The organism is Pseudomonas sp. BN515 (genome assembly GCF_029873155.1).
Classification (GTDB): Bacteria; Pseudomonadota; Gammaproteobacteria; order Pseudomonadales; family Pseudomonadaceae; genus Metapseudomonas.
Genome location: NZ_SSOH01000068.1, coordinates 1 through 24,167, shown reverse-complemented (window position 1 = coordinate 24,167; position 24,167 = coordinate 1). Strand labels below are relative to the sequence as shown.

The following is a 24,167-nucleotide window of genomic DNA, read 5'->3' as shown; positions in this document are numbered from 1 at the left end:
CGCGGCGCACCCTACGGTCGGCTCCGCGCCTTTGGGTAGGGTGTGCCTTGCGCACCGGGGAGAACCATTGGAATCAGCGTTATCGTCAACGCAGCGGCTGGCCCTTCATCTCCGGCATGCGGATGTAGACCACCAGGCTCACCAGGCTCACTGCCACCAGATAGATCCAGAACAGGTGGCCATAACCGGCGCCCGAGATGGCGGTCATGATGTACGGCGAAGTGCCGCCGAACAGGGTGACTGACAGCGCATAGGGCAAGGCGATGCCGGTGACTCGCACTTCCGCCGGGAACTGCTCGGCCATGGTCACGGCCGAGGCGGCGCCGAAACCGGTCATGATCACCATGGAGATCGTCTGCAGCAGGGCCACTTCCGCCAGGCTGATGCCTTGGTAAAGCAATCCGAAGCTCGGCCAGGCCCAGAGGATCGAGGCGGCGGCGAAGGCGATCAGCATCGGCCGGCGACCAATGCGGTCAGCCAGCATCCCGGCCAGCGGCAGCAACAGCAGCGACACCCCCACGGCGATGACCCCGGCCAGCAGCGTTTCGCGGATCGGCATGCCGGTCACCAGATGGACCTGCGAGGGGTAGCTCACCATCCACACGTAATTGAGCAGGTTGCCCGCCATGGCCACGCCGATCACTCGCAGCACGTCCTTGCGGTGCTTGGTGAAGATGTCGCGGATCGGACGTTTCTCGACCGCAGCCTTGGCAACGCGGGACTTGAATACCTCGGTCTCTTTCACCGACAGGCGAATCCACAGGGTCAGCACGCCCATCAGCGCAGCGATGACGAACGCCACGCGCCAGCCCCAGTCTTCCAGGGCCGTATCACTGCCCACCGAAGCCAGCACGACGCCGAGCAGGAAGGACACCAGGGTGCCGGCGTTGATTGCGAACCACTGCCAGGAGCCCGCGAAGGCACGGCGATGGGAGGGCGCGGACTCGATCAGGAAGGCCGACGCGGAACCGAATTCACCCCCGGCGGAGAAGCCCTGGGTCAGGCGCGCCAGGATCAGGATGATCGGTGCCGCGATGCCGATGCTTTCGTAGTTGGGGCAGATGCCGATCACCAGCGAGGCCACTGACATCAGCAGGATCGACAGGGTCAGGCCCTTCTTGCGGCCGTAGCGGTCGGCGAACACGCCGAGCACCGCGCCACCGATGGGCCGCATGAGGAAACCCACGGCGAATACGGCCAGCACCGAGAGCAGCGCGGTCAGGCTGTTTCCGGCCGGGAAGAATTGCTTGGCGAGGATGGACGAGAAGGTGGCGTAGATCACCCAGTCCGTGTACTCGACTATGGTGCCCAGCGTGGCGGCCACGATGGCCTTCTTCTCGGTACGGGTCAGTTTGTGGCCTTCGGCGGCCGTGGCGGCTGGGCTGATATCCGGCATGAGACCACCAATCGCACTATTGTCGTTATGCATTGCATCGCTCCCGTGAGCACACTTTTTGTTGTTGATCGCCCGAAGGCGTTCTCTTCTGGTTAGCGAGCAAGATGCAGCGCCACGGAGGGCCGGTGAAGCGAGATTTCCGCGCTGCTCGCTTGAGTTAAACGCAAGCTACAGCGCAGGCGCGGCGCCCGATGCAGGCCAGGTGACGCTTGATATTTTTTCAAGCCACGGAAGCTGAAAACTCCTTTGAAGGCAAAGCGCCGAATGCCCAACCTGCCCCCAACGCCCGGGTCGACGAACAAGAACTGCACCCACTCATGATCCGGGCCTTGAACTGAGGAGACTCGAAGCATGTTCCTGAAAGTTGAGAGCTACATCGGCGGACGCTGCCTGGCGCCTGCCGATGGTCGCTACGTCGACAAATTCGACCCACGCACCGGCGAGAAGCTGGGCGAAGTCGCCAACAGCGGCCCCGAGGACGTGGAGCTCGCCATCCAGTCCGCCCAGGACGCGCTGCCCGCCTGGCGTGACATGCGCCCGTCCGAACGTGGCCGCATCCTGATCGAGCTGGCGCGCATCGTGCGCCGTAGCGAAGACCGCCTGGGCAAGCTGGAGAGCGCCGAGACCGGCAAGCCCGGCCGCGAGATGGCCACGCTCATGGACCTCACCGCGCAGTACTTCGAGTTCTATGCCGGGCTGGTCAACGCCATGGACGGGGAAGTGATCAACCAGGGCCCGAACTACCACGTCTACACCCGCCGCGACCCATTCGGCGTGATCGGCGCCATCCTGCCCTGGAACGCCCCGCTGCATCAGGCCGCGCGGGCCATCGCCCCGGCCCTGGCCACCGGCAACACCGTGGTCGCCAAGCCTTCCGAGCACACCTCCGCATCGCTGGTGGAACTGGCGCGCATTGCCGTGGAAGAAGCCGGCCTGCCTGCCGGTGTGTTCAACGTGATCGTCGGCAAGGGCAGCGTCATCGGCCCGGTGATGGCGCGCCATCCGCTGATGCGCAAGATCTCCTTCACCGGCGGCATCACGGCGGGCCAGGAGCTGGGCCGCATCGCCGCCGAACGCATCCTGCCGTTGACCCTGGAACTGGGTGGCAAGTCGGCCAATATCGTCTTCGACGACGCCGACCTCGACGCCGCCGCCAAGGGCGCCACCACCGCCTTCACCTGGAACAGCGGCCAATGGTGCTGCGCCGGCACCCGCCTGCTGGTGCAGGAAAACGTCCATGACCGCTTCGTCGAGAAGCTGGTGACCGAAGTCGCCGCCCTGCGTCTCGGCCCGGACTTCGACTCCACCTCCGGGCCCATCACCACGAAAGCGCAGTTCGAGAAGATCCAGAGCTACTTCGAGATCGCCGCGCGCGAGGGTCTGAAACCGGCCATCGGCGGCAAGGTGGCCAGCGGCGAAAACCTGGGCAAGGGCTGGTACATCGAGCCCACCGTCTACACCGGCGTGACCAACGACATGACCCTGGCCCGGGAAGAAATCTTCGGCCCCATCCTCTGCGTCATTCCCTTCAAGGACGAGGCCGATGCCCTGCGCATCGCCAATGACAGCGAGTTCGGCCTGGGCGCCGGCATCTGGAGCCGCGACATCGGCCGCGTGCATCGCATGGCGGCAGGCCTGGAGGCCGGGCGCATCGTCGTCAACGAGTACAGCGGCGGCTTTGTCCAGACTCCGTGCGGCGGTTTCAAGCAAAGCGGCTATGGCCGCGAGCAAGGCATCGACGCCCTTTCCCACTACACCCAGTTGAAGTCGGTGATCATCCGGCTTTGAAGTCCGCTTCAAAACAAAGCCCCGCCTTGTGCGGGGTTTCTTTTATTTCAGCTCGCGGAATGTGGTTGATCCTGGGACATCATCGCTTTGTCGTGATGGGTTTCGCAGGCTCAACCCATCCTACGAATGGCCCTGTAGGATGTGGTAGAGCGAAGCGAAACCCATCGTTATGTCGCGATGATTGAATCCGTACTCACATCACCACAGCGGCACGGTATAGGTCACGATCAGCCGGTTCTCGTCGATATCCGGACCGAAGTTGCTGCGCACCGTCGCGTTGCGCCATTTGAGACCGAGGTTCTTCAGCGGCCCACCCTGCACCACATAAGCGATGTCGGTATCCCGCTCCCACTCCTTGCCCTCCTCCACTCGCCCGTTCACAGCCACGCCGTCGCCCGATAGATAGCGGGTCATGAAGGTCAGTCCGGGTACGCCGAGGGAGGCAAAGTCGAAGTCATAGCGCGCCTGCCACGAGCGTTCGTCCTCGTTGCCGAAGTCGTTCACCTGCACCAGATTCACCAGGTAGCCGTCGGCGCCGCTGACGTAGGCAAAACCGGTGTCGCCGGACATGCGCTGGTAGCCGAGCCCCAACGCATGGGGACCGCGCTTGTAGGTGAACATCGTCCCCAGCGCGCGGTTGTCGACGTTGCTGCCGCCGTCGTCCTGGCTCTGCGCCCAGCGCAGGTCCGATTTGATGGAGCCGGCCTCGCCCAGGTCCAGCAGGTGGCCAAAGGTGAAGTAGTGCTGGCGGTAGATACCGTCCAGCGCACCGTAGTGATAGGAGGTAGTCAGGGCCGGCGTCCATTTGTAGGTGGCGCCAGCGAAGTCCAGCGCGTCGCTGGTCTTGTGGTGGCCCAGAACGATGTTCCGCGCCCCGCCATTGAACACCTGCATGTCCTCGTTATCGGAGGAGTTGCGCAGGTTCACGCGGTCGATCCGGCCGAGGTCCAGGCTCAGGTTCTGCACCTCGGCGCTGCTCAGCCAGGCACCCCGGAAAGTCTGCGGCAGCAGGCGGCTATCGTTCGACAGCGCAATGGGAAGCTTCGGCTGCAGGGTGCCGACCTTCAGCAGGCTCTGGGACGCGCGCAGCTTGGCGGTCAGCCGCAGCTCACCGTATTCGTCCTGCGCGCGATTGGGCTTTTCGCGATCGGATTGCAGCAGGCCGGTGCCGGTGCGGTCCGGGCTGGAATCGAGCTTCACGCCGAACAAGCCCAGTGCGTCGACACCGACGCCGACCGGCCCCTCGGTAAAGCCCGATTCGTAACGCAGCAGGAATCCCTGCGCCCATTCCTCGGCCTTGCTCTGCGGCGCGCTGTCCTGGCGGAAGTCACGGTTGAAGTAGAAGTTGCGCAATTCCAGGCTGGCCTTGGAATCATTGATGAAATCGGCGCTGGCGGTGCCGTGGGCACCCAGGGTCAGACCGAAGAGCGCAAACAGGGTTTGCGGACCCATGCGAGTGGTCCGGTTGGGAGTGGTCATGGAGCGGCTCTCTATTGTTGTTGTGGTACGTCCGGAGCCGATGCTAGGAACCCGCCGGAGGCCGCGACAAACGATTAAAACAGCCCTTTCGCTTGAGATTTACTCAATCAGAACTAGAGTAAGATTCCGCGCCATTTCACCTCTCAGACAAGAAGATCCGGAACATGGACAGACTGCCGCCACTCAACGCCGTGCGGGCTTTCGAAGCCGTCGCCCGGCACCTCAGCATCACCCTTGCCGCCGATGAACTGAACGTCACGCCCGGTGCCGTTTCCCGGCAGATACGCGCGCTGGAGGAATACATGGAGCAGCCGCTGTTCCTCCGTGGGCACCGGCAGATCACCCTGACCCCAGCGGGCGAGCAGTACTTCAAGGCGGTGGCGCGGATCATCGAAGAACTGCGCAGTGCCACCCGCAAGCTCAAGCGCCCAGCCAAGCGCCGGCAGATCAAGGTGCGCGCCTATACCACCTTCGCCATGCAATGGCTGATTCCTCGACTGGCCAGCTTCCATCAGGAGAATCCCAAGATCGAGGTGCTGCTGACCGCGTCCCTGGACCCGGTGGACTTCCACAAGGAAGACCTGGACGCAGCCATCCGCCTCGGCAACGGCGACTGGCCCAACTGCAATTGCCATGTCCTCAGCGACAACATCCTCGCCCCGGTGTGCAGCCCCACGCTGCTCGACATCGGCCCCGGCCTGCAGGAGCCAGCGGACGTGGCCGAGTACACGATGCTGCATTCCATCGCGCGGCCAGACGACTGGAGCCACTGGTTGCAGGCCGCCGGCGTCGGTAGCGCGGTGGATGCACGAGCCGGCATGACCTACCAGAGCTCGTCGATGGCCTATGCGGCGGCCACCGGCGGCCAGGGCATCGCCATCGCCCAGTTGTTCCTGGTGGAAAAGGAACTGCGCGACGGCACCCTCGTGCGCCCGTTCCCACAGACCGTCGACATGGGCGCCTACACCTATTACCTGCTCACGCCGAGACACCGGCCGGAAAGCGACGACATGTCCACCTTCCGCCTATGGTTGCTGGAGCAGGCACGCCAGACCCGTCAGGCCGCTTGAGTTTTCCTCAACGTTCCCAGGCTCAAAAGTGCTTTGTCCGCGTCGCTCGCGGCTTTCTAGGATGGCCCTCTTCACCCGAACAGGGGTGAAGACCCATCCGTTGAACTGGAGCGACAAGAATGAACGAGAGCATCGGTTTCATCGGCCTCGGCGCCATGGGCCAGAGAATGGCGCGTCACCTGCTGGACCATGGCTTCGGCCTGGAACTCTGCGACAGCAACCCCCAAGCCCTCGAACCCCTGCTGCAACGCGGCGCCCGCAGTCACGCCACACCACGGGCGGTGGCCGACGCCGCGCAAATCGTGCTGGTCTGCGTGCCGACGCCGGAGATCGTCGAACAGGTTGTGCTGGGCGAGAACGGCGTGATCCACGGCGAGCGCGTGCGCGTGCTGGTGGACCATTCCACCACCGGCCCGAGCGTCGCCCGCCGCCTCGACCAGGCACTCAAGGCGCGCGGCATCACGACACTGGACGCGCCACTGGCCGGCGGCGTCGCCGGTGCCGAAGCCGGCACCCTGTCGGTGATGGTAGGCGGCCCTGCCGCGGCCTATGCGCGCTGCCAGCCGGTGTTCGCCGCGTTCGGCCGCAAGGTGGTTCACCTCGGAGACACACCCGGCCTCGGCCAGAGCCTCAAGCTGGTGAACAACATGATCGTCGGCGCCACGCTGGTCGCCACCAGCGAGGCGCTGCTGTTCGGCATCAAGGCCGGCCTCGAACCTGGGCTGATGCTGGACATCCTCAACGCCAGCACGGCGCGCAGCTACACCAGCGAACAGATCCTGGCGGGCACCGTGCTCAAGCGTGAATTCGACTTCGGGTTCCGCCTCGACCTGATGCGCAAGGACATCCGCCTGTTCCTGGCCGAGGCCGAAGCCAACGGAACGCCCGCGCTGACCTGCGCGGTGGTCAAACAACTCTTCGACCAGGCCATCAACAGCGGCGAATCAACCCGTGACATGACCCATGTGGTGCAGGTATTGGAAGGCCTGGCCGGAGCAAGGATCGGGTAACGATCTACCTGTAGGAGCGAGCTTGCTGGCGAAACTCCTGAGCTCGGCCTTTCGCGAGCAAGCTCGCTCCTACATAAAGCCCGCACCATCGCTGTAGAAGCCAGCTTGCTGGCGAAGCTCTGAGCCCGTCCTTTCGCGAGCAAGCTCGCTCCTACATAAAGCCCGCACCATCCCTGTAGGAGCCAGCTCGCTGGCGAAGCTCTGAGCCCGTCCTTTCGCGAGCAAGCTCGCTCCTACATAAAGCCCGCACCATCGCTGTAGGAGCCAGCTTGCTGGCGAAGCTCCTGAGCCCGTCCTTTCGCGAGCAAGCTCGCTCCTACATAAAGCCCGCACCATCCCTGTAGGAGCCAGCTTGCTGGCGAAGCTCTGAGCCCGTCCTTTCGCGAGCAAGCTCGCTCCTACATAAAGCCCGCACCATCCCTGTAGGAGCCAGCTCGCTGGCGAAGCTCCTGAGCTCGGCCTTTCGCGAGCAAGCTCGCTCCTACACTACGCCGCGATCACCGCTCCGCTTGCCAACATCTGTCCTACCTCCACTTGGCTGAAGCCCATCTCCGTCAGCAGCTCGCGGGAATGCTCGCCCTTGTCTGGTGCCGGGCGGTAGGGCTGCTGCGCGGCCTCGGCGCTGTTCACCGGGAAACCCGGGACCCGCAGCGCACCGTGCCTCGGATGCTCGATGGTCGCGAGCATGCCGTTGCTAGCCAGTTGCGGGTGTTCCAGCAGGTCGCTGTAGTCGGCCACCCGGGCGCAGAGGATGTCCGCCTCGCGCAGGCGTTCCAGCCAGTACCCAGTGCTGCGGGTACGGAAGATTCCATTGAGCGCGTCCTGCATTTCAGCCCGATGCACCACACGCTTCGCGGAGGTGATGAAGCGCGGGTCGCTCGCCCAGTGCGGATTGCCAACTACCCTGCACAGGCGCTCCCAGCGGTTGCCGTTGTAGGCCGCCACCATCAGCCAGCCATCCTCCGTCTGGAACGCTTCATTGGGCGCCGAGTACGGCGCGGCACTGCCAATGGGCGTGGGCAGCTCGCCGTCGCGCAGGTAGCTGCTGATGGACGATTGCTGCAACGCCAGGGCAGAGTTCATCAGGCTCACGTCCAGGTGGCCGCCCTGCCCGTCCCGATGACGGGCCTGGAGTTTCGCGAGGATGGCCATGCAGGCCATGTAGCCGGTCACCACATCCACCACCGGTGCCTGCACCTTGCAGGGCGGCGCACCGGGCGTGCCGATCAGGCTCATCAGCCCGGAGTCCGCCTGGAGGATGCCATCCACCCCGGCGCGGTCAGCATAAGGACCGTCCTGGCCATAGGCGGATATGGAGCAGTAGACCAGCGCCGGATTGATCGCCTGCACCGCCTCGAATCCAAGGCCAAGCCGGGCCATCACGCCGGGCCGCATGCTTTCGATCAGCACATCCGCTTCTTCCACCAGGCGCCGGGCCACGGCCAATCCCTGCGGGTTCTTCAGGTCCAGGCAGAGCCCCTGCTTGCCCCGGTTGAATCCGTGGTAAAGGGCGCTGGAATCCCCTACCCAGGCCGGGCCGAGGGTGCGGCCAAGGTCGCCTTCCGGCGGCTCGACCTTGATTACCCGCGCGCCCATGTCGGCCAGCAGCATGGTGCAAGTGGGGCCGGCGGCGATCTGGGTGAAGTCCAGCACCGTCAGGCCCTGCAAAGCGTTACGCAACATGGCGGCGCTCTCCCTGCTTGAAGGTCCCCTGGGCGGTGGCCAGCAGCTCGCCGTCCAGCGTTTCCAGTGATGCCTCGGCGAAGTAGAGACTGCGGCCACTGCGATTGACCCGGCCCTGGGCGATGACGGTGCCGGCGCGCGCCGCCTTCAGGTAGGCGATATTCAGCATCACCGTCACGCCGTGAATTTCTTCCTCGTCTTCGGACGCGTGCAGCCCGGCGTAGCCGCAGGCAGCATCCAGCAGCGTCGCGACTAAGCCGCCGTGCAGCATGCCCTGGCGGTTCAGGTGGCGAGCCTCGATGGGCATGCGGAACTCCGCGGCGCCGGCGGCCCAATGGACCAGTTCGACGCCAAGGCTCTGCAGGAATGGATTGCGCAGTTGCATGGTGATCCTCCCCGGCGCCTAGCGCCCCTTGTACTGCGGCGGGCGCTTCTCGGCGAACGCCGCGCGGCCTTCAAGGCGGTCCTCGGTGTCGCGGAGAACGCCCCAGTAGAGTTCAGTCAGGCGCTGGGCGTCGGCATCGGACAAGTGCGCCGTCTGCCGCGCCAGCGATTGCAGGGCCTGGATCGCCAGCGGCGCCGCCACGGCAATCCGCTCACCCAGTTCCAGAGCGCGTTGCAGCAATGCCTCGGGCGTTTGCACCAACTCCGAAACCAGCCCGATGCCCAGTGCCTTGGCGGCATCGATGCGCTGGCCGGTCAGGGCCATCTGCATCGCATGGGCCTGGGGAACCGCCTTGAGCAGACGATGCAGACCGGACACTGCCGGTATGGAGCCCACCACCGCTTCCGGCAGCCCGAAGCTGGCGTTGCTGGAGGCGATGCGCAGGTCGCATTGCAGTGCCAGTTCCAGGCCACCGCCGAGGCAGTGGCCGTTGATGGCAGCGATTAGCGGCTTGCGCAGGTCGAGGTCGGAAAGGTCCATCAGACGGATGTACAGCCCGTCGTCGGCCGCCAGTTCCTTGTCGAGGAACAGCGCCTCGGCGTAAGACGCGTGGGAGGCGCGTGTGCTCTTCAGATCGGCACCGACGCAGAAGGCACGATCACCCTCGCCGCTAATGATCGCGGCGCGGATATCACGGTTGTCCCGGACGTCCACCAGGTGCCCGCGAAGGGCACGCAGGGAGTCGATGTCCAGTGCGTTGAGGGCTTCCGGGCGATCGAGGCGGATGACCGCGATCGCCCCCTGGATTGACATGTGCACAGGCATGATGACCTCCTCAGACGCTGGCCGACGACAGGCTGCGCCCGCCGCAGACGTAGAGCGTCTGGCCGGTGACGTAGGAACTGGCTGGGTCGAGGAAGAACTCCACCGCGTTGGCGATATCGTCCGGCGAGCCGATCCGCTTGACCGGAACGGTGTCCTTCAGGCGTGCCTGCACGTCCGGTTCGAAGGCCTGGAACAGCGGCGTATCGACGATGCCGGGCGCGATGGTATTGACGGTGATGCCCTTGGCGGCGAACTCGATGGCCAGGCTGCGGGTCAGGCTCACCACACCGCCCTTGGCGGCGGAGTAGTTGGCCTGGCCGAAGCCGCCCAGCCAGGCGCGGGACGACAGGTTGACGATGCGTCCGAAGCCCGCCTCCAGCATCAACGGCAATGCCGCCTTGCAGCAGAGGAACTGCGCGCGCAGGTTGGTATCCACCACCAGGTCCCAGTCGTCCTCCGTCATCTTCAGGAAGCGCTTGTCCCGCACCACACCGGCGTTGTTCACGAGGAAGTCCAGGCGCCCGGAGATTTCCCGCATCTTCGCGAAGGCACCCTCAACGTCGGCCCCCTGGGTCAGGTCCAGGGAGATGCCGTGGGCATCGTACCCCTCCTCCTGCAACTGCTTGACGGCCTCCAGCAAGACCGCTGCATCGCGATCCAGCAGGTAGACGGTGACGCCCTGGCGCGCCAGGCGAGTGGCGATGCCCAGGCCAATGCCACGGGCGGCGCCAGTCACGGCAGCCACCTGGCCTTCATGGAAACGTTGTGCAGTCATTTCACACCCCCAGCACATGAACGGAGGACGCAGCGTGGTCCACGCCGGCAATGCCGCCACCAGTGCACTGGGCAACGCCGATGCGCGGGTTGTCGGCCTGGCGTCCCGTGGCGCGGCCCTGTAGTTGCCACATCAGCTCGACCATCTGCGCTACGCCGGTGGCGCCAAGTGGATGTCCCTTGGCGAGCAGGCCGCCGCTGGGATTTACCGGCACCCGCCCGCCCAGTGCGGTAGCGCCGGAATGCAGCAATGCGACCGCTTCACCGTGAGGTGCGAGACCGAGGGCTTCGTAGTAGAGGAGTTCGGCGATGGTGAAGGCGTCGTGCAGTTCCACCACGCCGACGTCACGAGGGTCGACACCTGCCTGCTCGTAAGCCAGGCGTGCGGCGCGGGCGGTGATTTCAGCATCGAGGATGTCGTCACGGGCGCCTTCGCGCAGACCGGATACGACGATGGAGCCGAGCACGCGCACGTCCCGGGCGTGGGGGCCGGGTTTGTTGCCGAGCACCAGGGCAGCGGCGCCATCGACCTGGGACGGACAGCACTGCAGCAGCGTCAGCGGGTCGGCGATCATCCGTGAGCCCAGCACCTCTTCCAGGGTCACTTCGCTGCGCTGCTGGGCGTATTCATTGAGGGAACCGTGATGGCGGTTCTTCACCGCCACGCGGGCGAGGTCGGTCGGCGTGGCGCCGCGCTCATGGATAAAACGGGTGGCACGCATGGCGTAGACCGCCGGCAACACCATGCCGGCCTTGGCGTAGAGGTCGGTTTTCTCGTCGTTGCGTTGCAGCGGGATGGTGCCGCCGCCCAGCTGGGTCAGTTGCTCGATGCCGAAGACCAGCACGCGCTCGTACTGCCCGGCCAGCAGCGCGTGGCGCGCCAGGTGCACGGCCGTGGCGCCGCTGGCGCAAGCGTTCTCGACGTTGTAGACGGGGATGCCGGCGAGCCCGAGGTCCCGCAGGATCACCTGGCCGAGGATCATGCCGCCGAGCACGTTGGCGCAGTAAATCGCCTGGATATCCTTCAGCGCGAGGCCCGAGTCAGTCACGGCAGCGAGGATCGCCTGCTGGGCCAGTTCCGGCGCCATCACGCCCTGGTGACGACCGAAGCGGGTCATGGCGCCGCCCATTACATGCATCTGGCTCATGGGCGGGCCTCCACGGATTCGAACAGATAGCCATAGGTTTCATTGGGCACGACGCGGTAGCTGGCGCCGATCACCGGACGCTCGCTGCCGTCGATGCGGCCGAACAGGCGGACCGGACCTTCGAGGTCCAGATAGCCCAAGGCAAAGGGCGCCAGGCCGCTCTTCGAGCCAGGATGGATGATGGTGAAGCTGTACAGCTCGCCCGCGCCGGCCAGCGTCTCGGTGCGGTACTGATCGGCCAGCGGCGAATGCGCGGGCAGCGCCGGGAAAACCAGTTCGCCCGTGGCGATGTGACGGGAGCCAAGCAAACGCGAGGGACTGGCGTCGCCCCATAGGGATGGCAGTGGGTTCATGTCGACCTCCTGTTGTTTTCAGCCGCGTGAACGGCTCTGGACTGAGGCTATGGTCGACATCGGGTGGGAGCCCGACAAACGATATAAAGACCGCGGCTGATTGAGTTTTTTGCAAGCGTATGGCGTGCTGTGCCCCGCCGGGTGGGCACTTACCAGCAGTAGCAAGGCAGGTTCGGGAATGAAGAAGCCGCCCCTCTCCACGCGGTGAGAGGGGCTATCAGAAGACTCGTCAGGCTTGCTTGAGCTGCGCCGGATCGATGGGCAGGCTACGCAGGCGTTTGCCGGTGGCGGCGTAGATGGCGTTGACCACCGCCGGAGCGATGACCACGGTGGAAACTTCGCCCAGGCCACCAGGGGATTCGCCGCTGTTGATGATGTGGGTCTCGATGGGCGGAATCTCGTTCAGGCGCAGCAACCGATAGCTGTCGAAGTTGGCCTGTTCCACCCGGCCGTCCTTGAAGGTGATGTTGCCGAACAGCGTCGCCGTCAGACCGAAGATGGTGCCGCCCTGCATCTGCGCCACCACCGAGTCCGGGTTGATGGGAATGCCGCAATCCACCACGCAGGTGACCTTGTTCACCTTCACCGCACCACTGGCATCCACGCTGACTTCCGCCACCTGCGCCGCGTAGGTGCCGAAGCAGTACGTCAGCGCCAGGCCGCGACCTTGCCCGGCCGGAAGTGGCGAGTCCCAGCCGGATTTCTCCCGCAGGGTTTCCAGCACCTTCAGCGCGCGAGGGTGTTTCTCCAGCAGCGGCGCGCGGTAGGTGAAGGGATCGACCTTGTTCATGGCCGCCAGCTCGTCCATGAAGCCCTCCACCATGAAGGCGTTCTGCGTATGGCCAACCCCGCGCCAGAAAGCCGGGGTGATGCCCTTTGGCGGTTCGTGGCGCACGTAGTGCACCGCAAGGTTGGGGAAGCCGTAGGGCCCGCAGGCATCGCGCACGGCATCGCCGTCGATCCCGTTCATGAATCGGTTCGGCGCCCAGCGCGCGATGATGGACCCGCCGGTGACCTTGTGGGTCCAGGCAATGGGTCGTCCCTGTTCATCCAGGCCAGCGGACAGGTGGTTGTAGTGGAACGGCCGCAGGGTGCTGTGACGGGTGTCTTCCTCGCGGGAGTAAATGACCTTCACCGGGTAATCCACCTGCTTGGCGACTTCCACCGCATGGCCGACGAAGTCCGTTTCCAGGCGCCGGCCAAAGCCACCGCCGAGCAGCTGGTTGTGCACCACCACCTTGTCTTCGGGCAGGCCGGTGAGCTCGGCGGCGAGGGTCTTGGCCCGCGCGGGCACCTGGATGCCGAGCCAGAGGTCGCAGCCGTCCTTGCGCACGTGAGCGGTGCAGTTGACTGGCTCCATGCAGGCATGGGCCAGGAAGGGCACCTGATAGGTCACCTCGACCTTCTTCGCCGCCTTGGCCATGGCAGCCGGCACATCGCCTTCGGCGCGGGACTGCACGCCCTCACCCTTCGACGCCTCCTGGATATTCTTCAGCATCTCGGCGCTGGAAACCTTGGCGTTCTCGCCTTCGTTCCACTTGATCTGCAACGCCGCCAGGCCCTTGCGTGCGGCCCCCATATGATCAGCGATCACCGCCACCGCATCCTGGGTGCGCACCACCTTGTGCACGCCCTTGACCGCCATGGCCGGCGCCTCGTCCACTTCGGCCAGGGTGCCGCCGATGACCGGGCAGATGGTGATCGCGGCAACCTTCACCCCCTCGGGACGGGCATCGATACCGAACATCGCCTTACCGGTGACCTTGGCGGGGCCGTCAGTGCGCTTGGCTGGCGTGCCGATCAGCTTGAACTGGGCCGGGTCCTTGAGGGTCACCTCAGCCGGGACCGGCAACTTCGCGGCGGCATCCACCAGTTCGCCGTAGCCGAGCTTGCGACCGCTTTCGGCATGCACGACAGCGCCGTTCTCCGCCTTGCAGCTTTCCACCGGCACCGACCAGTGTTGCGCGGCCGCCGTCACCAGCAGGGTGCGCGCGGTGGCGCCGGCCTGGCGCAGGGGTATCCAGTTGGCGGGCACCGACGTCGAGCCGCCAGTGACCTGGAAGCCCAGCATGGGATTGGCGTAGCGCTTGTCGTCGGCTGGAGCGTGCTCGATCACCACCTGGTCGAGGGACACTTCCAGTTCCTCGGCGATCAGCGCGGGCATGGAGGTGTAGGTGGCCTGGCCCATTTCCACCGGCTGGATGATCAGGAACACCTTGCCGCTACGGTCGATACGAATGTATGCGTTGGGGCTGAACTCGCCCTCGGCGGCCTGGGCGTCGCCCATCACGCCCGGCAGCGCGAAGCTGATCAGCAGGCCACCGCCCACCGCAGCGCCAGCCTTGAGGAAGCCTCGGCGGCTGAAGCCGGGACCGGCGAAGGAAGTCATGTCGTTCATGCTGCGCCCTCCACCTTGGCCGGCTGTGCCTGGGCCGCCACCTTGATGGCTTCACGGATGCGCAGGTAGGTACCGCAGCGGCAGATATTGCCGGACATGGCGCCGTCGATTTCCGCATCGCTGGGGTTGCCATTGCTGGCCAACAGCGCGCTGGCCGACATGATCTGCCCCGACTGACAGTAGCCGCACTGCACCACTTCCTTGGCCAGCCAGGCTTCTTGCACGCGCTTGCCGACGTCGGTATCGCCAATGCCTTCGATGGTGGTGATTTCCGCACCGACCATGCTGCTCACCGGCATCACGCAGGAGCGCACGGCAGCGCCATTCATGTGCACGGTACAGGCGCCGCACAGGGCCATGCCGCAACCGAACTTGGTTCCGGTCATCCCCAGCACGTCGCGCAATACCCAGAGCAGCGGCGTGTCGGGGTCCACATCGACGCTGTGCTCGGCGCCATTGATCTTCAGGGTGAGAGCCATATCGCCTCCCGGATGATTTCATCAGGACAGAAACCCGCCAACGCGGGCGCTTCACGGTTGGCCGGGGCGATACGGCAGCCCCGGAATCCAAGGCAGGTAAAGGAATGGATCAGGGCGAGCCTGAATGAGCTTCGGCAGGTGTGCCTGGTGAGAATGGCGGAGCGCCATCGAGCGGAACCTGAAGCATGGTTGCCTCCGTGGGCAGGCCGTTCCATCAGGGCTGGGCGGCCGGCGGCTCCATGGCGCCAGCGCGGGGTCAGACAATGGATGCTAGAAGCCCCCGCCGCAGTCTGCCAATCGATTTAAACGCACGACTCGGCTGAGTTTTTTTCAAGCGGTTACGGAGCCCTGCACGCCGCGCGCGTTATCCTGTTGAGCTCATTTGCACAGGCCCGTTGTCCCGATGTCCGTTGCCGCTTCCCAGGAAACCCTTCCCGTAGTGCTTGCCGGCCCCATGTTGCGCCGCATCGAATCCCGCCGCCTTGTGTTCTGGCTGGTGGGTTCGCGCAGGCTGTCGCCGGTGCTGCGGCTGTCGCTGGAAGGTGGCATCGATTATTCCCTGGGTGAGGAAAGCTGCCGGGTAATCCCCCTCGGCCGCCATGCCTTCCTGCACTTGATCGACCTGCGCCTGAAAACCTCCCTCCCCCTTGATCAGCAGATCGACTACGACCTGCTGATCGACGGCGAAGGCATCGCCCAGTGGGCACCGCACCTGATCCACGCGCATGCCACCTGCCCCAGCTTCGTCCTGCGCTCACGAATCGACCAGATGCTCCACGGTTCCTGCCGGAAACCTCACTATCCGGCCAACGATGGCCTGCTCTGCGCCGACCGCCTGCTGGCCGCCAACCCCACGCCGGAACAGCGGCCGGCACTGCTGATGCTGAGCGGCGACCAGGTCTACGCCGATGACGTGGCCGGGCCCATGCTGCGGGCCATCCACCAGTTGATCGCCCGAATCGGCCTGTTCGACGAGCGCCTGGAAGGCGCCGTGGTGAGCGACAGCGCCGGGCTGTATGCGCACCCGGCCGGCTACTACCGCCGGGCTGACCTGCTGCCCGCGCTGGAAAGCAACGAAACCCTGCGCGAGCGCTTCTTCGGTGGTGCACGCAAACCCATCTTCACCAGCAGCAATGCGGAGAACCACCTGGTGACCCTGGCCGAGGTCATGGCCATGTACCTGCTGGTCTGGTCGCCGGTGCCCTGGACACTGGTGGCACCGCAGATGCCGCCACTGGCGCCGAACGAAGCAGAGCGCTACCGCCTGGAAGAAACGCGCCTGCAGGGCTTTCGTGAGGGACTGCCGGGTGCGGCGCGGGTATTCGCTCACCTACCGACGCTGATGATCTTCGATGACCATGACATCACCGATGACTGGAACCTCTCCGCCCAGTGGGAGCTGACCGCCTATGGTCATCCATTTTCCAAGCGCATCATCGGCAACGCTCTGCTCGCCTACATGCTCTGCCAGGGCTGGGGTAACGACCCCGATGCCTTTACCGAAGTGCTGGCGCAGACCGAGGCGCTCGCCGCCAGCGCGGCCGACGACAACCATCTCGACAGCCCTGCCCTGGACCGGCTGATCGACCGCCTGATCACATTCAATCGCTGGCAGTACGTGCTGCCTACCACTCCGGCACTGGTTGTGCTGGACACCCGTACCCGTCGCTGGCGCAGCGAGATCGACCTCAAGCGCCCCTCCGGCCTGCTGGACTGGGAGGCGCTGAGCGAGCTGCAACAGGAGCTGCTGGACCATCCCTCGGCCATCATCGTTTCCCCGGCGCCGGTCTTCGGGGTCAAGCTGATCGAAACCGTGCAACGGGTGTTCAGCGCCTTCGGCCATCCGCTGCTGGTGGATGCGGAAAACTGGATGGCCCACCGCGGTGCGGCCCAGGTGATCCTCAACATCTTCCGCCACTCCCGTACGCCGGGCTCCTACGTCATCCTCTCCGGCGACGTGCACTACTCCTTCGTCTACGAGGTGCTGATCCGCCACCGCCAGCAGGGGCCGAAGATCTGGCAGATCACCAGCAGCGGCATCAAGAACGAATTCCCCCGGCGCCTGCTGGATGTGTTCGACCGCCTGAATCGCTGGCTCTACTCGCCGCGATCCCCACTGAACTGGTTCACCAAGCGCCGCCCGATGAAGGTGATGCCACGTACACCGGAACACAGCAAGGCTGGTGAACGCCTGTGGAATTCCGCAGGTCTTGGCCAGGTGTTCTTCGATCCCGAAGGACGCCCAGCGCGCATCTTCCAGCTCAACGCCGATGGCTCCGAGCCGACCGAGTTTCTTGAGGATCGAGACGACCAACCGGCCGGACAACCCGTGGCCAGGCGGATATGATGCCGGCCCCTGTTCCCGCTAGAGCTTGCCCATGAGCACCCCACCTCCCTTCGGTACCGGCGACGCTTCCTACCAGGCCGCTGGCGGCATCGACGGCCTGCGCCGGCTGGTGGATGACTTCTACCGGCTGATGGACGAACTGCCCGAAGCCGCCGACCTCCGCCGTCTGCACCCGGAAAGCCTGGAGCAGTCCCGCGACAAGCTGACCTGTTTCCTCAGCGGCTGGCTGGGTGGGCCGAAGCTGTTCAGCGAGAAGTACGGCTCCATCGCCATTCCCTCCTTCCACGCCCAATGGCCCATCGACGAAGCCCTCAGCGGCGCCTGGCTGGGGTGCATGGAACGCGCCATCGCCCTGCAGCCCTTCTCCCCTGAGTTTGCCGAGTACCTGCTGGCGCAACTGCGGGTTCCGGCCCATCGCGTGGTGCAGGCCAGCCGCGCAAAGCACGGCTGACTCGTCCGGGCGAGCTCCTTTGTAGGGGCGAATTCATTTGAACTTGGGAAACCACGCCCTTAGGGCGTGGTCATGAGTCATCGGCTCTGCCTGTGACGATAGAAATGCTCCAATTATCAGGATGAAGTCGGATTTTCTGTAGGAGCGAGCTTGCTCGCGAAAGATCGTGCTCGGACTGTGCGCGAGCAAGATCTCGGCGTCCCCCTAGCGCCTGCAAGTTCGACGGTGAGCCAGGCGCAGAGGCCATGTGCCGAGCGAGAGGGCTGGTGCTTCCCCCTTCGGCAGTTCTGGGCAGGGCTTCGCCCTTTTTGGCGATTGAAATCGCCCCCCACAGGAAAAGCGGCGCGCTTCTCGCTACCAGATCGCCAGGGTGTAATCGACGTTCACCCGTAGCTCGTTGTCATCCCGGTGGCTTGCCTGGCGGGCGAAGTCATTGCGGTACCAGGCGTGGCGCAGGCGTATGGCCAGTCCTTTCATCGGCCCGTTCTGCACCGCATAGGACAGCTCGATGTCCTTCTCGCTTTCCGTCAGGTCGCTGCCGCCCAGCGTCGGTAGCTCGATGTTGTTACCCCTCACATAGCGCAGCATGCCCTTAAGGCCCGGCACGCCGGCATGACTGAAGTCGTGCTCGTAGCGAACTTGCCAGCTTCGTTCCTTCGCATTGATGAACTCGGAGCTGAGGGTGCCCTCGGTGATCACCAACGGTTCCGTGCCGTACAGGTACGGCATGGCCGTGTCGCCATCCAGTTGCATGTAACCGGCACCCAGGCTGTGTACGCCCCAGCGGTAGGTGAGCATCAGCGCCGAATTGCGGTTGTCTACCTTGCCCGCCTTGGCGGCACCGTCCTCGCCGGTGACGAACAGGCGGAAATCACTCTTCAATCTGCCCTCCCCAACTGGCCGGTCATCGACGAAACCGAAGTAATCCTTGCGGTACATCTGGTCCAGTTCGGCGTGGTAGTACTTCAGCGTCAGGGTGTCGGACCAGGCGTAGTCGCCGCCGATGAAGGTGAAACGGTCGGACTCGGCCGCGCCATTGAAGCGACGGTTGGGTGCGGCCACCGTCATCGGCTGGTAGTCGGTGGAGTCGCGCAGGTTGATGCGATCCAGCCAGCCGGCGTGCAGGGTCAGGTCGTCCAGCTCCTGGGAGCGCAGGTAGACGCCCCGGAAGGTCTGCGGCAGCAAGCGCGTCGGGCTGGCGAAGGCAATGGGAAGGAAAGTGCTGACGGTGCCGGCCTGCAACTCGCTGCGGGACACCTTCACCTTGGCGGTCAGCCCCAGCTCGGAGTAATCGTCCGCCGCCTCGCGGGTTTGCAGGTCCACCGGCAACAGGCCGCTGCCGCTGCGCGATGACGACGAGTCGAGTTTCACACCGAGCATGCCGGTGGCGTCCAGGCCGAGGCCGACCGGGCCCTCGGTGAAACCGGAATTGAAGGTAGCGATGAATCCCTGCGCCCACTCCCGCAGGGCGGGCTGCGGTGTGTCGTTGATGTAGTTGCGGTCGAAGTAGTAGTTGCGCAGGTTCAGGGTGGCGCGGCTGTCTTCGACGAAGCGGCCGGCCTGGGCCAGCGAGGTACAAATGGCGGACAGGGTGAAACCGGCTGCAACGAGGGCAGTCTGGCGCATGGCGATGATCTCTTTCTTGTAGTTGTAAGAGGCCCTGCCGCATCAGCGGCATGGGCGGTCATTCGGGGACGGGGTGGATCAGACGGGTTGCGCGACCTTGCGGCGGGCCGACAGGCAGAACATGGCTAGGGCGGCGATGACGATGCCGGGCGCGGAAGCCAGCAGCACGCCAGCGGTGCCGGTACCGAGGGCGAGCATCTGACCGGCCACCAGCGGCCCGCTCATGGCGCCCAGCCGCCCCACTGCCACTGCACTGCCAACACCAGTGGCGCGCACCTCGGTGCGATAGAACAGCGGCGCCAGCGCGTAGAGCACACCCTGACCGCCCGTGGCGAACATGCCGGCGACGAAGCCGGCCGCGACCATGCTGCCGAACTCGCTAGACAAACCCAGCGCGGCCAGTGAGCCGAGGATGCCGAGGTAGATCAGCGCGGCCATGGCCCAGGCGGGCAATCGATCCAGCAGCGCGCCGAGCATCAGGGTGCCAATGGCCGCTCCCAGTTGCAGGGCGAGCATCACCCAGCCGGCCTGGCTCGGGCTGAATCCCTGCCCCACCAGCAGGCTCGGCAACCAGTTGATCAGGATGTACACGACCATCAGGGTGAAGAAGTAGCTCACCCACAGAAGCAGCGTGGCAATGGCCGAGCCTTCGCGAAACAGGCCATGCCAGACGCTGATGCGCGGTGCCTCATTGGCGGAACGCTGATGGAACTGGCTCGACTCCGGCAGGTAGAACGCCAGCAACGGCACGATCAGCAGGGGCACGATGCCGCCGACGTAGAACACCAGGCGCCAGTCGCCATTGAAGCCGGCGATACCAATGCACGCCGCCAGCGCGGCGCCCAGCGGCACGCCGCAGTACATCATGCTCACGGCGCTGCCACGCAGTCGCGGGCCGGCCACTTCGGAGGTAAGTGCAATCAGGTTGGGCAAGGCCGCACCGAGGCCGACACCCGTGAGCACCCGGGCTACAACCAGGCTTTCCAGGTCAGAGGCCAGGGCGGTGCCGAGGGAGAACACGCCGAACAAGGCCACCGAGCCCATCAGCACACGCTTGCGACCGATGCGGTCGGCCATCCAGCCGCCGACGAAGGCGCCGGGCAGGAGGCCGAGGATACCGGCGCTGAAAATCCAGCCCATCTGCAACTTCGACAGGTCAAACGCGGCGGCGATGCCTTGCGCGGCGATGCCGGCGGCTTGCAGGTCCAGGCCCTCCATCAGGGCTACGAGGAAGCACAGGGCAATGGTGGTGGCGACACGACGGGAGTCGTGGGCAGTGGTTTCGATCATGGTTCAAGGCACCCGTATTTGTTGTTGTAGGGTTGTCTGGTGCGCGCGGCCCGTAGGGTGCGCCACGCGCACCTGGGATCAGCCGCGGCGCGCCAGCAAGTCCAGCGCGACGTCGACGATCATGTCTTCCTGGCCACCGACCATCCGGCGTTTGCCCAGTTCGACGAGGATGTCGAGGGTCTTCAGGCCGTACTTGGCCGCCGCCACTTCGGCGTGACGCAGGAAGCTGGAATAGACGCCGGCATAGCCCAGGCCGAGGGTCTCGCGATCCACCCGCACCGGGCGGTCCTGCAGCGGCCGCACGAGATCGTCGGCGGCATCCATCAGCCGGTAGAGGTCGGTGCCGTGATTCCAGCCGAGGCGCTCGGTGGCGGCGATGAGCACTTCCAGCGGCGCGTTGCCGGCACCGGCGCCCATGCCGGCCAGGCTGGCGTCGATGCGGTCGCAACCCTCTTCCACCGCGACGATGGAGTTGGCCACCCCGAGGCTGAGATTGTGGTGGGCGTGCATGCCGGTCTGGGTCTCCGGCTTGAGCACCGCCTTGAAGGCGCGCATGCGGTCACGAATGTCCTGCATGTTCATCGCGCCACCGGAATCCGCCATGTAGATGCACTGGGCGCCGTAGCTTTCCATCAGTTTGCCCTGGGCAGCCAACTGCTCGGCCGGAATCATGTGGCTCATCATCAGGAAACCCACGGTGTCCATGCCGAGGCTGCGGGCGTATTCGATGTGCTGCTGCGACACGTCCGCCTCGGTGCAGTGGGTGGCCACCCGCACGCTACGGGCACCGGCGTCATAGGCCGCCTTGAGGTCGTGCACGCTGCCGATGCCGGGCAGCAGCAGCACGGTGAGGCGGGCGTGCTCGATGACATCGGCGGCCGCTTCGATCCACTCCAGGTCGGTGTGGGCGCCGAAGCCGTAGTTGAAGGATGAGCCCTGCAGGCCGTCGCCGTGGGTGACTTCGATGGCGTCCACCTTCGCCTGGTCCAGTGCACGGGCGATGGCCTGCACCTGGCCGATCGAATACTGGTGGCGGATCGCGTGGCTGCCGTCGCGCAGGGTCACGTCGGAGATGTAGAGCTTCTTGCCGTTCATGGTCGGTCTCCTCAGGCCTTGAGCATCGACTGGGCCATGCGCTCGGCGGTGGCCAGCGCGGCAGAAGTCATGATGTCGAGGTTGCCGGCGTAGCTCGGCAGGTAATGGGCGGCGCCTTCGACTTCGAGGAACACCGAGGTCTTCAGTCCGGAGAAGCGGCCGTGGCCGGGGATGTTCAGGTCGTGGAGCTCATCGAACTGCACCCGCTGCTTCAGGCGATAGCCGGGCACATAGCCCTGTACCGCAGCGGCCATCTCTTCGATGCTGGCCTCCACTTGGGCCTGGTCGGCTGCCTCCGAAAGTACGAACACGGTGTCGCGCATCATCAAGGGCGGCTCGGCAGGGTTCATGATGATGATGGCCTTGCCCTTGGCTGCCCCACCGATCACTTCGATAGCTTTCGAGGTGGTCTCGGTGAACTCGTCGATATTGGCGCGGGTGCCGGGGCCGGCGGACTTGCTGGCGATAGAGGCGATGATCTCGGCGTAGTGCACCTTAGCTACCCGCGACACCGCCGCCACCATCGGAATGGTGGCCTGGCCGCCGCAGGTGACCATGTTGACGTTGAGCTGCTGGAGGTTCTGCTCCAGGTTCACCACCGGCACGCAATAGGGGCCAATGGCAGCCGGGGTCAGGTCTATCAGGCGAATCCCCGGTTTCACGCTGCGCAGAAAGGCGTCGTTCTTTACATGGGCGCCGGCACTGGTGGCGTCGAAGACGAAGTCGATGTCCTGGAACACAGGCAGGCGGGTCAGGCCTTCCACGCCTTCATGGGTGGTGGCGACGCCCAATCGTGCTGCGCGGGCCAGACCGTCGGACGCCCGGTCGATACCGACCATGGCGCCCATTTCCAGGTGCTGCGCGTTACGCAGCACCTTGATCATCAGGTCGGTACCGATGTTGCCGGAGCCGACGATGGCGACTTTGAGTTTATTGCTCATGGGAAAGGTCTCTCTGCTATCACTCGGCACTGAACTGCACGGCCACTTGACCGATGCCTTCGATCACCGCTTCGAAGCGGTCACCAGCTACCACGGCTGACATCGGGCCCAGCGCTCCGGTCAGGATCAGGTCACCTGCCTTCAGCGGTTCGCCCAGGCGAGCCATGGTGCGGGCCAGCCACACGGCGGCATTCAACGGGTGGCCGAGGCATTCGGCACCGCTGCCGCTAGACACCAGCTCGCCATTGCGAGTCATGCGCATGGCGGCCTGGCGCAGGTCCAGGGAATCGAGCCGACGGGCCGGGCCGCCGAGCACGAAGCAGCCGCTGGAGGCGTTGTCGGCCACGGTGTCGACGAAGCGGATGTTCCAGCCCGCCACGCGGCTGCCGACAATCTCCAGGGCCGGCAATACCCAGCCGGTAGCGGCCAGTACATCGGCGAACCCGGTGTCGGCGCGCGGCAGGTCACGGTCGAGGATCAGGGCGATTTCCGCCTCGATCTTCGGCTGCAGCACCCGGCCAATGGGCACCAACTCGTTGTCTCCGTAGGCCATGTCGGCAAACAGGGTGCCGAAGTCCGGCTGGTCCACACCCAGTTGGGCCTGCACCTTGGGATTGGTCAGGCCGATCTTGCGACCGACTACGCGACGTCCGGCCGCAATGCCGTGGGCCACGTTCAGGCGCTGGATGGCGTAGGCGGCTTCGCCGTTGTCTTCGCCGATGCGCTCGCGCAGCGGGCCGATGGCCTCGCCGCTGGCTTCAGCCAAGCGCAAGCCAGCGGCCAGTTGTTCCAGGGAATCTTGGGAAAGGGTCATCTCGCACCTCGGGACTCAGTGGGTGAGGAAGTCCAGCACCATGCGGTTGAACTTGTCCGCGTGCTCCCACTGCGCCCAGTGCCCGCAGTTGTTGAACACGTGGAGTTCGGAGTTGGGGATGCCGGCTACCAGGCGCAGGCCGGTGTCCATGGGCACGAAGCGGTCGTTGCGGCCCCAGATCACCAGGGTTTCGGCCTTGATCTCCGCCAAGCGCGGGCCGAAATCGGGGAATTGCTTGGGGTTGGCCGCAAGACTGGAGACGAAGTTTTCCAGGTGATCACGGCGCGCCAGCATGTTGTCCAGACGGGCCTGGAACAGCGCCTCTGTCAGGTCACTGGGGTCGTAGACGAAGACGTTCATCATCTTCTTCAGGTTGTCGATGGTCGGCTCGCGGTACAGGCCCTGGAGCAGCTTGATGCCCTCGGTGGGCATGGGCGTGAAGGGGCTGGCGCCACCGGTGCCGCCGCCCATGAGTACCAACTTGCCGACCCGCTCCGGCCAGTTCAGGGCGAACGCCACGGCGCTGTGACCGCCCATGGAGTTGCCGAGGATATGCACCCGGTCGAGGTCGAGCTGGTCCACCAGGCCCTTGAGGATGCGGGCATTGAGGTCGGAGCGGGAGCCGCTGCAGACGATGGAGTCGCTTTTGCTCCAGCCTGGGCAGTCCAGCAGGATCACGCGGCAACCGGCGCTAACCAGCGGTTCGATGTTGCGGTTGAAGTTGGCCCAGCCGCTGGCACCCGGGCCGGAGCCGTGGAGCATGACCACGGTTTCGCTGCCCTGGCCGCAGTCGTTGTAGTGGATGTTCAGCTCCA

General features: G+C 65.1%; 21 protein-coding genes. 5 read left to right on the top strand and 16 right to left on the bottom strand.

The genetic code is table 11. The features are described from left to right. Positions 1-85: 85 nt before the first annotated feature. Positions 86-1,429, bottom strand: a complete 1,344-nt coding sequence (locus E8E91_RS16425; RefSeq protein WP_280376946.1) for an MFS transporter — start codon at positions 1,427-1,429, stop codon at positions 86-88. A gap of 318 nt (positions 1,430-1,747) precedes the next feature. Here E8E91_RS16425 and E8E91_RS16420 point away from each other — a divergent pair, with 318 nt between their 5' ends. Then, entirely contained in the window at positions 1,748-3,184 is a 1,437-nt protein-coding gene (locus E8E91_RS16420; protein WP_280376943.1) for an aldehyde dehydrogenase family protein, read from the top strand. A gap of 198 nt (positions 3,185-3,382) precedes the next feature. On the opposite strand, the gene E8E91_RS16415 is transcribed toward E8E91_RS16420, so the two are convergent. Then, positions 3,383-4,636 carry an OprD family porin gene (locus E8E91_RS16415; RefSeq protein WP_280376992.1) on the bottom strand — a complete coding sequence of 418 codons (1,254 nt, stop codon included), beginning with the start codon at positions 4,634-4,636 and terminating at the stop codon, positions 3,383-3,385. Positions 4,637-4,827: 191 nt separating this feature from the next. Here E8E91_RS16415 and gcvA point away from each other — a divergent pair, with 191 nt between their 5' ends. Together gcvA and E8E91_RS16405 are read left to right on the top strand one after the other, a co-directional pair. After that, entirely contained in the window at positions 4,828-5,733 is a 906-nt protein-coding gene (gcvA, locus tag E8E91_RS16410; protein WP_280376940.1) for a transcriptional regulator GcvA, read from the top strand. Between the two features lie 119 nt (positions 5,734-5,852). Next, positions 5,853-6,743, top strand: coding sequence for an NAD(P)-dependent oxidoreductase (locus tag E8E91_RS16405; protein WP_280376938.1), 891 nt, complete (start codon positions 5,853-5,855; stop codon positions 6,741-6,743). Positions 6,744-7,229: 486 nt separating this feature from the next. Here the strand turns inward: E8E91_RS16405 and E8E91_RS16400 are convergent, their stop codons facing one another. From E8E91_RS16400 to E8E91_RS16365, 8 genes are all read right to left on the bottom strand, one after another. Beyond that, positions 7,230-8,426: a CoA transferase gene (locus E8E91_RS16400; RefSeq protein ID WP_280376936.1), complete on the bottom strand. Its 1,197-nt coding sequence runs from the start codon at positions 8,424-8,426 to the stop codon at positions 7,230-7,232. Next, entirely contained in the window at positions 8,416-8,811 is a 396-nt protein-coding gene (locus E8E91_RS16395; protein WP_280376933.1) for a PaaI family thioesterase, read from the bottom strand. The genes E8E91_RS16400 and E8E91_RS16395 overlap by 11 nt, the downstream gene beginning before the upstream one ends. An 18-nt stretch (positions 8,812-8,829) precedes the next feature. Continuing rightward, entirely contained in the window at positions 8,830-9,636 is an 807-nt protein-coding gene (locus E8E91_RS16390; RefSeq protein WP_280376932.1) for an enoyl-CoA hydratase/isomerase family protein, read from the bottom strand. 10 nt (positions 9,637-9,646) lie between these two features. After that, positions 9,647-10,411, bottom strand: coding sequence for an SDR family NAD(P)-dependent oxidoreductase (locus tag E8E91_RS16385; RefSeq protein WP_280371719.1), 765 nt, complete (start codon positions 10,409-10,411; stop codon positions 9,647-9,649). A 1-nt stretch (position 10,412) separates the two neighbouring features. Then, a complete protein-coding gene (locus E8E91_RS16380) occupies positions 10,413-11,558 on the bottom strand; it encodes a thiolase family protein (protein WP_280376930.1) in 1,146 nt (381 codons plus the stop codon). Beyond that, positions 11,555-11,911 carry an OB-fold domain-containing protein gene (locus E8E91_RS16375; protein ID WP_280376928.1) on the bottom strand — a complete coding sequence of 119 codons (357 nt, stop codon included), beginning with the start codon at positions 11,909-11,911 and terminating at the stop codon, positions 11,555-11,557. The genes E8E91_RS16380 and E8E91_RS16375 overlap by 4 nt, the downstream gene beginning before the upstream one ends. 229 nt (positions 11,912-12,140) lie before the next feature. Further along, the gene (locus tag E8E91_RS16370; protein ID WP_280376927.1) at positions 12,141-14,309 is read right to left on the bottom strand and encodes a xanthine dehydrogenase family protein molybdopterin-binding subunit; all 2,169 of its coding nucleotides are present in this window, start codon (positions 14,307-14,309) and stop codon (positions 12,141-12,143) included. Next, positions 14,306-14,788: a 2Fe-2S iron-sulfur cluster-binding protein gene (locus E8E91_RS16365; RefSeq protein ID WP_280376925.1), complete on the bottom strand. Its 483-nt coding sequence runs from the start codon at positions 14,786-14,788 to the stop codon at positions 14,306-14,308. The genes E8E91_RS16370 and E8E91_RS16365 overlap by 4 nt, the downstream gene beginning before the upstream one ends. A gap of 403 nt (positions 14,789-15,191) precedes the next feature. Between E8E91_RS16365 and E8E91_RS16360 the strand changes: the two genes are divergently transcribed. Further along, entirely contained in the window at positions 15,192-17,135 is a 1,944-nt protein-coding gene (locus tag E8E91_RS16360; protein WP_280376922.1) for an alkaline phosphatase D family protein, read from the top strand. Between the two features lie 31 nt (positions 17,136-17,166). Beyond that, positions 17,167-17,586 (top strand): group II truncated hemoglobin, encoded by a 420-nt coding sequence (locus E8E91_RS16355; protein ID WP_280376919.1) that lies wholly within the window; start codon positions 17,167-17,169, stop codon positions 17,584-17,586. 354 nt (positions 17,587-17,940) lie between these two features. Here the strand turns inward: E8E91_RS16355 and E8E91_RS16350 are convergent, their stop codons facing one another. From E8E91_RS16350 to E8E91_RS16325, 6 genes are all read right to left on the bottom strand, one after another. Further along, the gene (locus E8E91_RS16350; protein ID WP_280376916.1) at positions 17,941-19,212 is read right to left on the bottom strand and encodes an OprD family porin; all 1,272 of its coding nucleotides are present in this window, start codon (positions 19,210-19,212) and stop codon (positions 17,941-17,943) included. Positions 19,213-19,290: 78 nt separating this feature from the next. After that, the gene (gene mhpT / locus E8E91_RS16345) at positions 19,291-20,502 is read right to left on the bottom strand and encodes a 3-(3-hydroxy-phenyl)propionate transporter MhpT (protein WP_280376914.1); all 1,212 of its coding nucleotides are present in this window, start codon (positions 20,500-20,502) and stop codon (positions 19,291-19,293) included. Between the two features lie 78 nt (positions 20,503-20,580). After that, a complete protein-coding gene (dmpG, locus tag E8E91_RS16340; protein ID WP_280376912.1) occupies positions 20,581-21,597 on the bottom strand; it encodes a 4-hydroxy-2-oxovalerate aldolase in 1,017 nt (338 codons plus the stop codon). A gap of 11 nt (positions 21,598-21,608) precedes the next feature. Then, positions 21,609-22,538, bottom strand: coding sequence for an acetaldehyde dehydrogenase (acetylating) (locus tag E8E91_RS16335; RefSeq protein WP_280376283.1), 930 nt, complete (start codon positions 22,536-22,538; stop codon positions 21,609-21,611). 19 nt (positions 22,539-22,557) lie between these two features. Next, positions 22,558-23,352: a 2-keto-4-pentenoate hydratase gene (gene mhpD / locus E8E91_RS16330; RefSeq protein WP_280376282.1), complete on the bottom strand. Its 795-nt coding sequence runs from the start codon at positions 23,350-23,352 to the stop codon at positions 22,558-22,560. 15 nt (positions 23,353-23,367) lie between these two features. Beyond that, positions 23,368-24,167, bottom strand: an 800-nt coding sequence (locus tag E8E91_RS16325; RefSeq protein ID WP_280376281.1) for an alpha/beta fold hydrolase, incomplete at its 5' end; no start/stop codon positions are given.